Consider the following 14,951-nt stretch of genomic DNA (forward strand, 5'->3'; position numbering starts at 1 on the left):
GCTACCTGCTGCTGCTGACCTTTGGCAAGCGCGGGCCCGCCGGCGCGTTCCTGGCCGAGCATTTCGGCATCGTCTTTTCCTTCCGCTGGACGGGTGCAGCACTTGCCTGCGGCGTGATGGGCTTTCCGCTGATGGTGCGGGCGATCCGGCTGTCGATCGAGGCGGTCGACCGCAAGATGGAGGCGGCGGCCGGCTCGCTCGGCGCCAATCCACTCTGGGTGTTTGCCACCATCACCTTGCCATTGATCCTGCCCGGCCTGATCGCCGGCTCGATCCTGTCCTTCGCCAAGGCTATGGGCGAGTTCGGCGCCACAATCACCTTCGTCTCCAATATCCCCAACGAGACGCAGACGCTGCCGTCGGCGATCTATACCTTCACGCAGGTGCCGGGCGGCGATGACGGCGCGCTCAGGCTGACGCTGATCTCGATCGTCATCTCGATGGCCGCACTGGTGGCGTCTGAGATGCTGGCCCGGCGCGTCGGCCGGCGGATGGATATCGAATGACGCTGCTCGTCGACATCGGCCACCGCCTCGGCGATTTCGCGATCGACGCCAGTTTCGAAAGCGCTGGCCGCCTGACGGCTCTGTTCGGTCCTTCGGGCTCCGGCAAGTCGACGCTGATCAATTTGATCGCCGGGCTGATCCGACCGGAGAAGGGGCGGATCGCTGTCGATGGGCGCGTGCTGGTCGACACCGAGACCGGCGCCTTCGTGCCGATGCACAAGCGGCGCATCGGCATCGTGTTCCAGGACGCGCGGCTCTTTCCGCATTTGAGCGTCGCAGGCAATCTGCGCTATGGCCGATGGTTCACGCCGGCGTCCGAGCGCTATGCCGACATCGATGGCGTGGTCGATCTGCTCGGCATCGGGCATCTGCTCGACCGGCGGCCGGCTAAGCTCTCGGGCGGCGAGAAACAGCGCGTGGCCATCGGCCGGGCGCTGCTCGCCAGCCCGAAACTGCTGCTGATGGATGAACCGATGGCCTCGCTCGACGAGGCGCGCAAGGCGGAGATCCTGCCCTATGTCGAGCGGCTGCGCGACGAGACGAATATCCCTATCGTCTATGTCAGCCATTCCGTCGCCGAAGTGGCGCGGCTGGCGAGCGACGTGGTGGTGCTGGCGCAAGGCAAGGTCGCGGCCGCCGGTCCGACCGGAGCGATCATGCAGCGGCTCGACCTTTTGCCGGCGGAAGAGCGCGGCGAGGGCGGCGCGGTGCTGGACACCAAGGTGCTGCGCCATGAGGAGAGCTTCGGAATGACCGTGCTCGACTCGCCGGCGGGCGAAATCCGCGTGCCACGCCTGGCGCGGCCGGCCGGTGCGCCGGTGCGGCTGCGCATCCGCGCCCGCGACGTCATGATCGCGACCGAGCAGCCGGCGGGTCTCAGCGCGCTCAACATACTGGCGGGGACAATCACGGCGGTGAGGCCGGGTGTCGGACCGACGGTGGAGATCGCCATCGAATGCAATGGCGTGACGGTTCTGGCGCGCATCACCGAACAGTCGAAGCACACGCTTCGGCTCGCGCTCGGCCGCAAGGTCTTTGCGGTGATCAAGACGGTGAGCTTCGACAGCGCGACGACGGGGCCAGGGCTGCCATCCGAAGCCGATGGGTGACGAAAGGACAATGTCGCTATGTTGGTTTGGAATAGCGATAGAGCCGTCGAGGGTGCTAGTCTGATCGCGGAGGACAAAGATGCCGTCGCTGAGCTTGCGGATAAACCTCGATCCCGACGGGCGTATCGGGCCGGGCAAGATCGAGCTTCTGGAGCAGATCGCTGCCTTCGGCTCGATATCCGCCGCGGCGCGCGGCATGGAGATGTCCTACAAGCACGCCTGGGACCTGGTCGAGGACATGAACCGGGTGTTCGGCAAGCCGCTGGTATCGGCGCAGACCGGCGGCAAAAAGGGCGGCGGCGCCCAACTGACCGCGGTCGGCCTGGCGGTCGTCAGCCGCTTCCGGGCCATAGAGCGGGCGGCGACATCCGCGGCGGCGCAGCACATGGAGGCCTTGCAGGCGGAAATCGATGCCGGTTGAGTGCCGCCCCGTTCCGAGTGGTCCCTATTCCTCGGGCTCGCCGGGTTTGCGCAGCAGATAGGTGTCCATGATCCAGCCCTTCCTTTGCCGGGCTTCCTCGCGCACTCTTTCGATCTCCGCGCCGACATCGCCAAGGCGGCCGGAGATGGCGATCTCGTCCGACGTGCCGAGATAGGCGCCCCAGTGGATGACGAGATTCTCGTCGGCCAGCGTGTTGAAGGCGCATTTTCCGTCGAGCATGACGACCGTGCTGCCGGCATTCTCGGGCATGCCCTCCTCAGTCAGGCGGCGGCCGGTGGTGATCAGCACGGGGTCGCCGATACGATTCAGTGCCATCTTGTGGCTGGCGGCCAGCGCCTGGACGGCGGTGATGCCGGGAATGACCTCGAGCGCGAAATCGACGTTGCCACGCCGACGCACCCGCTCGAGGATGCGCAGCGCGCTGTCGTAGAGCGAGGGGTCGCCCCAGATCAGGAACGCGCCGCAGCCGTCTTCCGCAAGCTCGTCGCGGATCAGGCCTTCATAAATTTCGGCGATCGCCTCGTGCCAGTCGTCGACCGTGGCGCGGTAGGAAGGGGAGGGTTCGGCCCGCACCGGCACGTCGAATTCCACCCGACGCGATTTCGGGTTGGTGACGAAGCGGTCGCAGATTTGCCGGCGCAATTCGGCGAGATCGTTCTTTTTCGCGCCCTTGTCGGGAATAAACAGGACGTCCGCCCGGTTCAGGCCGCTGATGGCCTGGACCGTCATATGTTCGGGATTGCCGGCGCCGATGCCGATGACCAGAAGCTTGCGCATGGGCGCTCTCCTGCCCGATCGGGGCGCCGGTGTCCAGACAGCATGGGGCAAGCGGCAACACGAGCGTTGAAGGGGCTTTGAAACGCCACATTGAAACGGCTAGAGCAGTTCATCGTTTGGTGGAAACGCTGAACTGCTCTAGCTATTTGTCTTACGCAATTCCGGACGGAAAACCGCTACACACTTTTCCTGGAATTGCTCTAGATGTGGACGCGCATCCGGTTGGGGCCGGCCCTGCCGTCGAGCGGGGGATCCATGTTCCGCCCCATCCTGACCGCAGCGCTGGCTTTGTCGGCCGCGCCGGCGTTCGCCAACGATTCGATTGCCGAGCTTGGAACCGGCGGGCTGATCCTGTCGCGCAGCGATGCCGTCGCCATGGAGAGCGAGGACCTCTTCATCTCGCAAGAAAAGGTGACGGTCGACTATGTCTTCCGCAACAACACCGACAAGGATGTCGACGCCATCGTTGCCTTCCCGATGCCCGACATCGAAGGCGACCCGAACGAGATGCCGGCGATCCCCGAGGCGCAGAGCGACAATTTCCTCGGCTTCGAGGTGACTATCGACGGCGTCGATGCAAAGCCGCAACTGGAGCAGAGAGCCTTTGCGCTGGGTATCGACATCAGCGCCGATCTCAAGGCGCAGACCGTGCCGCTCTATCCGTTCGGCGACGCGGCCAAGGCGGCGCTGGCGAACCTTCCCAAGGAGGTCGCCGAGGATTGGGAGAACCGTGGCATCATCATCGAGGATAGGGCCGACGACGGCTCGGGGATGAAGACCGTCTACGCCCCGTTCTGGCAATTGCGTTCGACCTACTGGTGGCGCTCGACCTTCCGAGCCAACAAGGCCGTGCATGTCTCGCACCGCTACAGGCCGAGCGTCGGCGGAACCTCGTCGGTCAGCTTTTTCTATGATGGCCAGTTCCAGGGCCAGTATGCGACCTATAAGACCCGCTATTGCATGGACGACGGCTTCGAGAACGCCGTGCGCAAGGCGGCCAAGGACAATCCCGACGGCTACCCGCAATATTTCGAAAGCAGGATCGCCTATATCCTGACCACGGGCGGCAACTGGGCATCGGGCAGTATCGGCGATTTCAAGCTGACCGTCGACAAGGGCAGCCCGAAGAACCTGGTCTCCTTCTGCGGCGACAATGTGCGGAAGGTCGGACCGACGACCTTCGAGATGACAGCGAAGGACTTCTATCCTGAGCACGACATCGACATATTGCTGCTCGAGCCGTCGGACGACACGAGTGGCGGCGACAGCGGGAACGGTGGCTAATGGATATCGCAATCTACGTCGCCATCGCCGACAACGGCGTGATTGGGCGCGATGGCGGCCTGCCGTGGCGGCTTTCCACCGATCTCAAGCGCTTCAAGGCCGACACGATGGGCAAGCCGATCATCATGGGTCGCAAGACCTATGAGGGCATTGGCCGGCCGCTGCCGGGCCGGCTCAACATCGTGGTGACGCGCGACAAGGCCTGGCGGGCCGAAGGAATCGAAATCGCGCATTCGCTCAAGGAGGCCATCGCGCTTGCCAATGTGCGCGGGCGCTGCATGGCCGGCGCCGACGAGATCTGCGTTGTCGGCGGCGGCGAAATCTATGCCCAGGCATTGCCGCTGGCCGACCGGCTGCATGTCACCCATGTGCTCGCAAGTGTCGAGGGCGATGCGCATTTTCCGCCGATCGACACGGACCAGTGGCGCGTCGCCAGCGCCGAGGACTTTCCGGCCGGCGAAAAGGACAGCCACGCGACCCGCTATACGGTCTACGAGCGCCGTGGCGGCGCAAACTGAAGACGACTGCGTCGCTTCTTGAAGACGATAAAGGGTCGCTACCGGTCCAAAACGGATGGCTGGCCGGCAGATCGCGTTGAAAGCGTGCCGTGGCGACCCTATAGAAGGATGACATTGGATATTGCGCTGTCAGGCCGGCGCCGAGGGAATTCCAAGCGAAAGGACATTCATGCCCTGGAACGACAAGAGCGGTGGCGGCGGCCCATGGGGCGGCGGCGGCAATCAGGGTCCCTGGGGGCAGGGGCCCAAGGGCCCGAGCGGCCCGCAGGGCTCACCGCCCGATCTGGAAGACATCATCCGCCGCGGCCAGGACAGATTGCGCCGCGCCCTGCCGGGCGGCGGTGGCGCCAGCCCCGCCGTATTCGGGCTGATCGCGGCTGCGCTGGTCGTGCTGTGGGCGTTCAAGGCGGTCTACACCGTGCAGCCCGACGAGGTTGCGGTCGAACTGCGCTTCGGCAAGCCGAAGGCCGAGCTGTCGCAGCCCGGCCTGCATTTCCACTGGTGGCCGGTCGAGACCGTCGAGACCGCCAACATTGCCGAGCAGCTGGTCGATATCGGCGGCGGCGCGAGCGGCAGCAACAGTTCCGGACTGATGCTCTCGGGCGATCAGAACATCGTCAACGTGCAATTCTCGGTCGCCTACCAGGTCTCCGACCCGAAAGCCTATCTGTTCGACGTGTCGGATCCTGACGGCATGCTGAGGCAGGTCGCCGAAAGCGCCATGCGTGAGGCCGTCGGCCGGCGGCCGGCGCAGGACATCTTCCGTGACGATCGCCAGGGCATTGCCGCCTCGGTGCGCGAGATCATCCAGACGACGCTGGACGGCTACAAGGCCGGCCTCAACGTCAACGCGGTCTCGATCGAGGACGCGGCGCCACCGCGCGAGGTGGCCGACGCCTTCGACGAGGTGCAGCGCGCCGAGCAGGACGAGGACAAGTTCGTCGAGCAGGCCAACCAGTATTCCAACCAGAAACTCGGCCAAGCGCGCGGCGCGGCGGCGCAGATCCGCGAGGACGCGGCAGCCTACAAGAACCGCGTCGTGCAGGAGGCCGAGGGTGAGGCGCAGCGCTTCATCTCGGTCTATGACGAATATGCCAAGGCGCCCGAGGTGACGCGCAAGCGGCTTTATCTGGAAACGATGGAGAGGGTGCTGAAGGACTCGAACAAGGTGATCGTCGAGCAGGGCAATGGGCAAGGGGTCGTTCCCTACCTGCCGCTGCCGGCACTGCAGCAGAAAGCGCCGGCGCCGGCCACCTTTGGCGCCACGACGGGAGGAAACCAGTGATGGCCAACCGTCTCCCCATCGTCGCCGTCGTCGCGGCGGTCATCCTGTTCCTGATCTATTCCTCGGTGTTCGTGGTCAACGCGCGCCAGCAGGCGCTGGTGCTGAGGTTCGGCGAGATCGTCGACGTTAAGACCGAGCCTGGCATTTATTTCAAAGCGCCTTTCGCCTTCTTCGATGCCGACAGCGTGCAGCTGATCGAAAACCGCGTGCTGCGCTTCGACCTCGACAACATCCGTGTCCAGGTGTCGGGCGGCAAGTTCTACGAGGTCGATGCCTTCATCGCCTACCGCATCTCTAACCCGCGCGTGTTCCGTGCGGCGGTGTCCGGCAGCATCGAGCTTGCCGAGCAGCGGCTGAGGACACGTCTCGATGCGGCGCTGCGCCGTGTCTACGGTCTACGCGACTTCGAGGCCGCGCTCTCCGAGGAACGCGCCGTGATGATGCGCGAGGTGCGCGACCAGCTCAGGCCCGACGCCACCTCGCTCGGCCTCGAGATCGAGGATGTGCGCATTCGCAGGACCGATCTCACGGCCGAGGTTTCGCAGCAGACCTTCGACCGCATGAAGGCCGAGCGTCTCGCCGAGGCCGAGCGGTTGAGGGCCCGCGGCAACGAGGCGGCGCAGCGCATCAAGGCCCGCGCCGACCGCGAGGTGGTCGAAATCGTCGCCGAGGCGCAGAAGGAATCGGAAATCCTGCGCGGTGAGGGCGAAGCCCAGCGCAGCGCAACCTTCGCCTCCGCCTATCAGCGCGACCCGGCCTTCTTCGAGTTCTACCGCTCGATGAACGCCTACGGTACGGCGCTGGACAACACCGGAACGACCATGGTGCTGTCGCCGGAATCCGAGTTCTTCCGCTATTTCCGCGACCCGAACAGCACGGAGACACCGGCAAAGCCAACGGCGCCGGCAACGCCGCCTGCGCAACCCGGCACCGGCCAGTAGCGTCCGGTGCAGGACTTTCTCGCGGCAATAGGCCTGGTCCTCGTCGTCGAGGGCCTGGTCTATGGCGGATTTCCTGGCCTCGCCAAGAAACTCGCCACCGAAGTCCTGTCGATGCCGGAGACGGCGCTGCGCATCGCCGGACTGGCGGCGATCGCCATCGGTGTCGGCATCGTCTGGCTGGTGCGCGGCTGACGAAATTTCTTGGTGCCGGCGTAACGGACGATTTATCCTCTGCCGATAGCCACAGCCGCAAACGTGCCGTATTTCTTGCCAACATGACGCAACGCGGCGTTTTTGCGGAAGCGCTTTCTTTCAGAAACACCGGGAGGCCCTCGATGACATCCAACACCCTTCTGCGCGTGGCCAGGCGGACGCTTGTCGCCGGCGCAGCGGCGCTGCTCGTCGGCACCCTCGTTGTCCCGTCCACCGTCACACCGACCGTCGCCGCCGACGGACCGGCTTCGGTCGCCGACCTTGCCCAGGGGCTGCTGGGTGCCGTCGTCAACATCTCGACCTCGCAGACGGTAAAGGGCACAGAGGGACCCGGCGCGGTGCCGATGCCGCAATTGCCCGAGGGCTCGCCGTTCCAGGACTTCTTCGACGACTTCTTCAAGAACCGCGGCGGCGACAAGGGCGGCGGCGGCCAGAAGGTGCAGTCGCTGGGCTCCGGCTTCGTCATCGATGCCGAGCAAGGCATCGTGGTGACCAACAACCACGTCATCGCCGACGCCGACGACATCGAGGTGAACTTCTCGGACGGCGTGACGCTGAAAGCGACACTGGTCGGCACCGACACCAAGACCGACGTCGCCGTGCTGAAGGTCGATCCGAAGGGCCACAAGCTGACGGCGGTGAAGTTCGGCGATTCCACCAAGATGCGCGTCGGCGACTGGGTGATGGCGATCGGCAATCCGTTCGGCCTCGGCGGCACGGTGACGGTCGGCATCGTCTCGGCACGCAACCGCGACATCAATTCCGGCCCCTATGACGACTTCATCCAGACCGATGCCGCGATCAACCGCGGCAATTCCGGGGGTCCGCTGTTCAACAGCCTGGGCGAGGTCATCGGCATCAACACGGCGATCATCTCGCCGTCGGGCGGCTCGATCGGCATCGGCTTCTCCATTCCCTCGCAGCTTGCCTCGGGCGTCGTCGAACAGCTTCGACAGTTCGGCGAAACGCGGCGCGGCTGGCTCGGCGTGCGCATCCAGCCGGTCACCGACGACATTGCCGAAAGCCTCGGCATGGCGACCGCAAAGGGCGCGCTGGTGGCCGGCGTCATCAAGGGCGGACCGGTCGACAACGGCACGATCCTGGCCGGCGACGTCATCATCAAGTTCGACGGCAAGGACATCCACGAGATGCGCGACCTGCCGCGCGTCGTCGCGGAAAGCCCGGTCGGCAAGGCAGTGGACGTGGTCATCGTGCGCAAGGGCGTCGAGCAGACGGTGAAGGTGACGCTCGGCCGGCTCGAGGACGGCGAGAAGCTGGCGAGCGGCGAAGATGGCAACACCGACGAGGACAATGGCGACAAAGCGCCCGCGGTGTCTACGGCCGCCGTGCTCGGCATGACTATCGGCGAGCTCAATGACGAAACGCGGACCAAGTTCGGCATCGCTGCCGACGTCTCCGGCGTCGTCATCACCGACGTCACCAAGGATTCGGCCGCGGCAGAGCGTGGCATCCAGCCCGGCGAGGTGATCACCGAGATCGCCCAGGAATCGGTCGCCACGCCGAAGGATGTCATGGACCGGATCGGCGCTTTGAAGGAGCAGGGGCGCAAGAACGCGCTGTTGATGTTGGCGTCGAAGACCGGTGAGTTGCGGTTTGTCACGATCCGGATGGATTGAGTCCGGTAAGGCCTGCAACAATCTGATTTCAATATGAAAAGGGCGGCTAACGAGCCGCCCTTTTTCTTGCCTGCCAGTCCTTGCGCGACAGAGCGTAGAGGACATGCCGCTTGAGATGCGGGTGGCTATCGGGGATCGAGGGGTGGTCGAAATCGCGAGCCGGGTCGGGGCTCATGCCGAGGCGTTCCATGACGGCCGTCGAGCGGCGGTTGGCGGCGACGGCGAAGGAGACGATTTCATCGCGGTCGAGCGTTTCGAAGCCAAAGGCGAGCCAGGCTTCGGAGGCCTCCGTGACATAGCCCTTGCCCCAGAATTCCGGCGCCAGACGCCAGCCGATCTCGATTGTGTCGGAAGGCATGGACGGCACGTGATCGGTCTCTAAGAGGCCAACAAAGCCGATGCATTCGCCCGTCGCGGCGATCTCGGCGGCGGCAAAGCCAAAGCCATCCTCGGCGATCCAGCCGCGAAATTCATCCATTTTGGCATCCGTCTCGGCGCGGTCGCGGCGGAACGGAAAGAATTCCATCACCTGCTCGTCAAAATTGATGCGATGGAAGAGCTCGCGATCACGGTCCTCCCAGTTGCGCAGGATCAGGCGCTCGGTGCGCATCGGTTTCATCCGGCAAACTCCTCCTGGCGATAGCCCTGGAGATAGAGCAGCGCCGTCAGATCGCCATGGTCGATGCGGACCTTGGCCTCCGCCGCCACCGAAGGCTTGGCATGCAGGGCAACGCCGGTGCCGGCAAGGCGGATCATGTCGAGGTCGTTGGCGCCGTCGCCGACGGCAAGCGCGTCGGCCGGTGTGAGGCCGAGGCGGGCAGAGATTTCAAGCAACGCCTCCGCCTTGGCGGCGCGGCCGAGAATTGGCTCGGCGACCAGCCCGGTGAAACGGCCGTGCTCTTCGATCAGGCGGTTGGCGCGGTTCTCCTGGAAGCCAAGCATCGCCGCGATGCGGCTGGTGAAGACATTGAAGCCGCCTGACACAAGTGCCGTCCAGGCGCCGTTGCCCCGCATGGTACGCACAAGCGCGAGGCCGCCGGATGCCAGCGTCAGCCGGTTCTCGATCAGACGGTCGACCACGGCGGTATCGAGGCCGTTCAACAGAGCCACGCGCTCGCGCAGGGCCGGCTCGAAGGCGATCTCGCCGTTCATCGAGCGCGCGGTGATCGCCGCGACACGGTCCTTGACGCCGATCTCGTCGGCCAGTTCGTCAATGCATTCCTGGTCGATCATCGTCGAATCCATGTCGGCGATGAGGATCTTCTTGCGCCGGCCCTCAGTCGGCTGGACGATCACGTCGACCGGGTGCGAGGCGAGCGCGGCGCGCAGGGCGGCGGCCGCTTCGCCTGCGTCGGCCTTCTCCGGCAGGACGAGATCGCAGGCAATGTCCTCGGCCAGCCAGCGAACAGCGCTTGCGCCGACCGACCGTGAGGCCATATTCGCAAGCGTGGCCGAGACAGCGCGGCCTTCGGGATGGGACACAAGCGTGGCGATCAGCGGCATCGAGACTTCCGGGCAGGCGGGCGAGGGCCGTGTGAAGAACGCGATCCTGATAGCCGGGCCGACCGCCAGCGGCAAGTCGGCGCTTGCGCTGGAACTCGCCGAGCGCGAGGGCGGCGTCATCGTCAACACCGATTCGATGCAAGGCTATTCCGTGCTCGACGTGCTGACGGCGCGGCCGGGTGCCGCCGATCTCGCCCGCGCGCCGCATTTTCTCTACGGCCATGTCCATCCGTCGGTCGCCTACTCCACCGGCGCCTGGCTGCGCAACGTCACGAAGCTGATCGACGACGGCCTGCTCGCCGGACGGCCGGTGATTTTCGTCGGCGGCACCGGGCTCTATTTTCGTGCGCTGGCCGAAGGGATTTCGGACATGCCCGACATTCCGCCGGCGATCCGCGACCGCTGGCGGCACGAGCTCAAGGAGCAAGGCGCCGACCGGCTGCACCGCATCCTTATGCGCGAGGATTCGGCGGTCGGCATGCAGCTCAGGCCGACCGACGGCCAGCGGATCGTGCGGGCGCTGGAGGTGCTCGACGCCTCGGGCCGTTCCATAGCCGAATGGCAGGCGGCGCGCGGCCAGCCGCTGATCGACCGCGACAGCGCGCGCTTCCTGGTGATCGAGCCGGACCGCGCGGAGCTGGTCGGCCGGATCGAGGCGCGGTTCGACAGCATGCTCGACAAGGGCGCGCTGGAAGAGGTCAAGCAGCTTATGGCGCTCGGCCTCGATCCGGACCTGCCGGCGATGAAGGCGATCGGCGTCCGCGAATTGCAGGCGGCGATGGCAGGACAGATGGGCTTCGCCGAAGCGATCGAGCGCGCCAAGATCGCGACGCGGCAATATGCCAAGCGCCAGGCCACCTGGTTCCGCCATCAACTGGGCCCGGAGTGGCGGCGCCTCCATTCTGCCGGCGACGCGATGCCTGCGATTTGATCTCCGGCCACTAATGCAATCACAAAACTAAATCAAAAACCTGATATTCTCGCTCAGGTTGTCCGGGTTAACCGTCCGTAAGGCCCTGCATGGCATAAGGTCCTTGGGATGTTTCCACGGGCAGCAGATGCGTTTCCATAAGGCGGAATCCGCTTTTTTCGTCTTTATTTTCGTGATCCTGGCTGCCGGCCTGGTGACGCTGCACGCCTATGGTTTCCTGCAAGCCATCGCCACTGACATGGACGCGGCTTCCCGCATCGAAAAGATCAAGTATCTCAATAGACTGCTGTTCGCGACCGGCGTGCTGCTCGCAACCGCGCTGTTCTTCGGCGTGTTCTTCATCTACCCGCTGATCCGCAGGCAGGCGACGGAAGAAGGCAAGTTGCGCGCCATGACGGTCTCGCTCAGCGCGCGTTCGGAAACGCTGGAGCACGCGGCGCTGACCGACGGGCTGACCGGCATGCAGAACCGGCGCTATTTCGACGACGCACTGAAGGAGTATCTCGAGGAGTTTCGCCGCATCGAAAAGCCGGTCGGGCTGATGATCCTCGATCTCGACCATTTCAAGCAGGTCAACGACACGCATGGCCACGATGTCGGCGACGAGGTGCTGAGGGCAGTCGCCGGCTGCCTGAAGGGCATGACACGCTACCACGACGTGGTGGCGCGGCTCGGCGGCGAGGAGTTCGCCGTGGTGACACCGAACATGGACGCCGAACTGCTGGCCAAATTCGCCGAACGTATCCGCAAAGCGATCGCCAACATGTCGGTGCTGTCGGGCAATGTGCGTCTGAAGATCACCACCAGCGTCGGTCTTGCCGTCTGGGATCGCAAGGAAACGGCCGAGGACTTCTATCGCCGCGCCGACCGCCAGCTCTATGAGGCGAAGAGGCAGGGACGCAACCGCGTCTGCGCCTAAAATCCCATCATCAAATTCGTGATGCTGGCCGGCTGATGCCGTTTTTCTGCGCTTCCGGTGCTCACGGACTAAATGTCCGCTCCGCTCCGGTTCTCGAAAACGACACCATCCGACTCAGCCTGACGAATTTTCTGACGGAATTTACCCAGGCCCGCTCGGTGCTTTGGAATTTTCCCAGACATCAATCGTTCTGCGGGCGCATGCCGAAGGTTGCGGGCTTGAGGCCGTAGCGCGTGTCGAAGTCCTCGTCCGGCTGCATGCGCGGGGCGGCAGGCTTGCGGTAGTCCGGGTCGCCAGCCTGGCGGGCCGTATCGACGACCTCGGCGAAGGCCATCTGCTGCTGCGGCTTCGGCACGTTGCGCAGCCGCTCGACGATCGCGGCGAGATCGACGTCTTCGCCGGTTTCGGACGGTACCGCCTTTTCGCGCGTGCCCGTGCCGGGAATGAGCTCCTGCGCCAGTTTCTCGAACTTCAATCGCATGGTCGTCGCCACGCCCTCGCCGAAGGCGATGGCTTCACGCTGGCCCATAGAGGACAGGAAGGCCAGCGTCGAGGCCGAGGAATCGGCGATCGCCGAACGGATGATCGCCTGGTCCTGCTCATTGGCCAGCCGCATGGCGAAGAAGGTCGAGCACTGCGACAGGATGGTCGGGTCGAGCTCGCCCGGACGCTGGGTGACGACGCCGAGATAGCAGCCGTATTTGCGGCCCTCCTTGGCGATGCGCGACAGCGCGTGCCGGGTCGGCGCGAAGCCGAGGCGCGGATCGGCCGGCATGTAGCGATGGGCTTCCTCGCACAGCAGCAGCAGCCGCAGCCGGCCCTCGCTCCACAGAGCCAGGTCGAAAGCCAGGCGCGCCAGCACCGAGCAGACGGAATTGACCACTTCGGAGGGCATGCCGGCCATCTCGAAGCAGGTTACCGGACGGCCATGGTTCGGCACGCGGAAGATGTTGCCGATCGTCTCGTGGATCGTGTCCTCGATCAGGCGCGAGTTGAACATGAATCGGTAGCGGGGATCGGACGCCGCCGATTCGATGCGCGTCTTTAGAGATTTCAACGTCGGGCGGTCGTTCTTGCTTTCGAGCATGCCCATGCGCTCGTCGATCTGCTTGATGAGATCGGCGATGCGGTAGGGCACCGGCGTATCGGCCGTCAGCGCGTCGCTGCCGCGCCTCAGATAGGTGCCGGAACCCGGGTTGCGATAGAGGTTCTTGGCGGCGGGGATGAGATCGCGCAGCACATCGACTTCCTCGGGCTCCGTCTCGCGCCCGCGAAACAGCACCTCGGCGAACTCTTCCAGCCTGAACATCCAGAAAGGCAGGTCCAGCGTCTTGGAATCGACCCTGACGCAATATTCGGGCAACGAGGCGGCGAACTCGTTGTGCGGGTCGAGGATGAGGATGCGCAGATCCGGCCGGGCCTCGATCGATTTGCGCAAAAGCAGCGACACGGCGGTGGATTTGCCGACGCCGGTGGTGCCGACGATGGCAAAGTGGCGCGCCAGGACATCGTCGATGGCGATGTTGGCGTCGATCGCCTCGTCCTGTGACAGCGTGCCAATGGTGATCGAATGCCGGCCGGCGAGGTCGTAGACGGCCTGCAAGTCGCGGCTGCGGATGCGATGCGCAATGGCGCCGATATGTGGGTAGGTGGTGATGCCGCGATCGAAGACCGGCTTAGCGCCCGGCTCGGCGCCGTCACGCACTTCGCCGATCAACTCGATGCTGACCTCGATCGGGTTCTGGCCCTCATTGCTCCAGGCGCGGTCCGACTTGCCGATTTCATAGACGAGGCCGACGGTTCGCGTCGAGCCGAGGTTGATCGAGATCATCTTGCCGACGGTCCATAGACCGGTGACCGTGCCTTCGACATCGTCGGCATAGGCGCTGATGGTGGCCCGCGCGCCGTCGCATTGCACGACATTGCCGAGAATGCGCTTGTCGTTCTGTTCCCTGTTGCGGCGCTCCTGCGAGGTCGCTTCTCCAACGGAGACTTCGCGTTCGACAAACATAAATGGCATGATCCCCATTCCCTCGGCGTTCAGCCTACACAGATGAGGTTAAGCCGGGGTGAGGTCGGATGGTGTAGGCGGCGTTAAGCCGACCGCTAAGATTCGATCAAGCGCGCTCTTTCATTCCATGTCTTCATTCGATATATTGAACGAATGAATTATATAGCGAACGACATTTCATCCAGCCTTGGCAACAGGATACACTCGGAACGGACCTTGCGGGGCTGGTCGCTGGCGCAGCTGGCGGAGCGCTCCGATGTGTCGAAGGCAATGCTCAGCACCATAGAGCAGGGCAAGACCAGCCCGACCGCGGCGCTGCTGGTGCGCATCGCCGCGGCCTTCGGCATGACGCTGTCGACGCTCATTGCCAGGGCGGAACTCAAGGGCGGCGGCCTGCTGCGCGAAGGCGAGCAGCCGGTGTGGCGCGATCCGGCCACCGGCTATCTCAGGCGGCACCTCTCGCCGGCGTCGGACATGCCGCTCGAACTGGTCAAGGTGCGCTTGCCGGCGGGCGCCAGCGTCAGCTTTCCTGCGGCGTCTTACGCCTTCATCAAGCAGCAGATCTGGCTGATCGGCGGACGGCTCGACTTCACCGAGGGTGAAGTCGTGCACAGTCTTCGGGCCGGCGACTGCCTGGCGCTCGGCGCGCCGTCCGACTGCACCTTCCATTCCCCGGGTCCGGACGCCGCCGACTATCTGGTCGCGCTGGTCAGGGGCTGACGGCATGGCGCGACGTCCCCGACGCTCGCACAATGGCGGGCCGCCGCTCGACGACTATGACGGCCCGCCCTGGGGCCAGGGCGACGCCTACATTTTCCTTGCCTGGCAGGCCGCCCACGCCAAAGCCTGGAAGGCGCCCAGCCGCGACGTCATGC

General features: G+C 64.8%; 16 protein-coding genes. 12 read left to right on the forward strand and 4 right to left on the reverse strand.

The features are described 5' to 3' along the window. The 3 genes from modB to EN742_RS07615 form a co-directional block, all read left to right on the forward strand. The coding region (gene modB, locus EN742_RS07605) for a molybdate ABC transporter permease subunit (RefSeq protein WP_128332615.1) at positions 1 to 506 on the forward strand (506 nt) is incomplete at its 5' end. Beyond that, positions 503 to 1,615, forward strand: coding sequence for a molybdenum ABC transporter ATP-binding protein (gene modC, locus EN742_RS07610; protein ID WP_127406062.1), 1,113 nt, complete (start codon positions 503 to 505; stop codon positions 1,613 to 1,615). The genes modB and modC, both read left to right, overlap by 4 nt. A gap of 79 nt (positions 1,616 to 1,694) precedes the next feature. Continuing rightward, positions 1,695 to 2,036, forward strand: a complete 342-nt coding sequence (locus EN742_RS07615) for a winged helix-turn-helix domain-containing protein (protein WP_126053955.1) — start codon at positions 1,695 to 1,697, stop codon at positions 2,034 to 2,036. A gap of 24 nt (positions 2,037 to 2,060) precedes the next feature. Here EN742_RS07615 and cobF read toward each other — a convergent pair whose 3' ends face one another. After that, a complete protein-coding gene (gene cobF, locus EN742_RS07620) occupies positions 2,061 to 2,834 on the reverse strand; it encodes a precorrin-6A synthase (deacetylating) (RefSeq protein WP_127406063.1) in 774 nt (257 codons plus the stop codon). Between the two features lie 255 nt (positions 2,835 to 3,089). Here cobF and EN742_RS07625 point away from each other — a divergent pair, with 255 nt between their 5' ends. From EN742_RS07625 to EN742_RS07650, 6 genes are all read left to right on the forward strand, one after another. Continuing rightward, positions 3,090 to 4,118 carry a DUF4424 domain-containing protein gene (locus EN742_RS07625; RefSeq protein WP_128332616.1) on the forward strand — a complete coding sequence of 343 codons (1,029 nt, stop codon included), beginning with the start codon at positions 3,090 to 3,092 and terminating at the stop codon, positions 4,116 to 4,118. Then, on the forward strand, positions 4,118 to 4,636 hold the full coding sequence (locus EN742_RS07630) for a dihydrofolate reductase (RefSeq protein WP_126053958.1): 519 nt from the start codon (positions 4,118 to 4,120) through the stop codon (positions 4,634 to 4,636). The genes EN742_RS07625 and EN742_RS07630 overlap by 1 nt, the downstream gene beginning before the upstream one ends. Positions 4,637 to 4,805: 169 nt before the next feature. Beyond that, positions 4,806 to 5,921 (forward strand): FtsH protease activity modulator HflK, encoded by a 1,116-nt coding sequence (gene hflK / locus EN742_RS07635; RefSeq protein ID WP_126053959.1) that lies wholly within the window; start codon positions 4,806 to 4,808, stop codon positions 5,919 to 5,921. After that, positions 5,921 to 6,862: a protease modulator HflC gene (locus tag EN742_RS07640; RefSeq protein ID WP_126053960.1), complete on the forward strand. Its 942-nt coding sequence runs from the start codon at positions 5,921 to 5,923 to the stop codon at positions 6,860 to 6,862. Before hflK ends, EN742_RS07640 begins: the two co-directional genes overlap by 1 nt. A 6-nt stretch (positions 6,863 to 6,868) precedes the next feature. After that, positions 6,869 to 7,054: a DUF2065 domain-containing protein gene (locus EN742_RS07645; protein ID WP_126053961.1), complete on the forward strand. Its 186-nt coding sequence runs from the start codon at positions 6,869 to 6,871 to the stop codon at positions 7,052 to 7,054. A gap of 143 nt (positions 7,055 to 7,197) precedes the next feature. After that, the gene (locus EN742_RS07650; protein WP_126053962.1) at positions 7,198 to 8,712 is read left to right on the forward strand and encodes a DegQ family serine endoprotease; all 1,515 of its coding nucleotides are present in this window, start codon (positions 7,198 to 7,200) and stop codon (positions 8,710 to 8,712) included. A gap of 46 nt (positions 8,713 to 8,758) precedes the next feature. On the opposite strand, the gene EN742_RS07655 is transcribed toward EN742_RS07650, so the two are convergent. Together EN742_RS07655 and serB are read right to left on the reverse strand one after the other, a co-directional pair. Further along, a complete protein-coding gene (locus EN742_RS07655) occupies positions 8,759 to 9,331 on the reverse strand; it encodes a GNAT family N-acetyltransferase (RefSeq protein ID WP_127423216.1) in 573 nt (190 codons plus the stop codon). Further along, positions 9,328 to 10,215, reverse strand: coding sequence for a phosphoserine phosphatase SerB (serB, locus tag EN742_RS07660; RefSeq protein ID WP_127407553.1), 888 nt, complete (start codon positions 10,213 to 10,215; stop codon positions 9,328 to 9,330). Before serB ends, EN742_RS07655 begins: the two co-directional genes overlap by 4 nt. Between serB and miaA the strand changes: the two genes are divergently transcribed. Both miaA and EN742_RS07670 read left to right on the forward strand, forming a co-directional pair. Beyond that, positions 10,205 to 11,146 carry a tRNA (adenosine(37)-N6)-dimethylallyltransferase MiaA gene (miaA, locus tag EN742_RS07665; protein ID WP_126059044.1) on the forward strand — a complete coding sequence of 314 codons (942 nt, stop codon included), beginning with the start codon at positions 10,205 to 10,207 and terminating at the stop codon, positions 11,144 to 11,146. The two genes, serB and miaA, sit on opposite strands and share 11 nt — an antisense overlap. A 127-nt stretch (positions 11,147 to 11,273) precedes the next feature. After that, a complete protein-coding gene (locus tag EN742_RS07670; protein ID WP_126053965.1) occupies positions 11,274 to 12,065 on the forward strand; it encodes a GGDEF domain-containing protein in 792 nt (263 codons plus the stop codon). A gap of 181 nt (positions 12,066 to 12,246) precedes the next feature. Here the strand turns inward: EN742_RS07670 and EN742_RS07675 are convergent, their stop codons facing one another. After that, positions 12,247 to 14,076 (reverse strand): ATP-binding protein, encoded by a 1,830-nt coding sequence (locus EN742_RS07675; RefSeq protein WP_126059045.1) that lies wholly within the window; start codon positions 14,074 to 14,076, stop codon positions 12,247 to 12,249. A 153-nt stretch (positions 14,077 to 14,229) separates the two neighbouring features. Here EN742_RS07675 and EN742_RS07680 point away from each other — a divergent pair, with 153 nt between their 5' ends. Then, complete coding sequence (locus tag EN742_RS07680) at positions 14,230 to 14,796, forward strand: XRE family transcriptional regulator (protein WP_128332617.1); 567 nt, start codon at positions 14,230 to 14,232, stop codon at positions 14,794 to 14,796. Positions 14,797 to 14,951 lie beyond the last annotated feature (155 nt).

This window comes from Mesorhizobium sp. M4A.F.Ca.ET.020.02.1.1, assembly GCF_004022645.1.
Classification (GTDB): domain Bacteria; phylum Pseudomonadota; class Alphaproteobacteria; order Rhizobiales; family Rhizobiaceae; genus Mesorhizobium.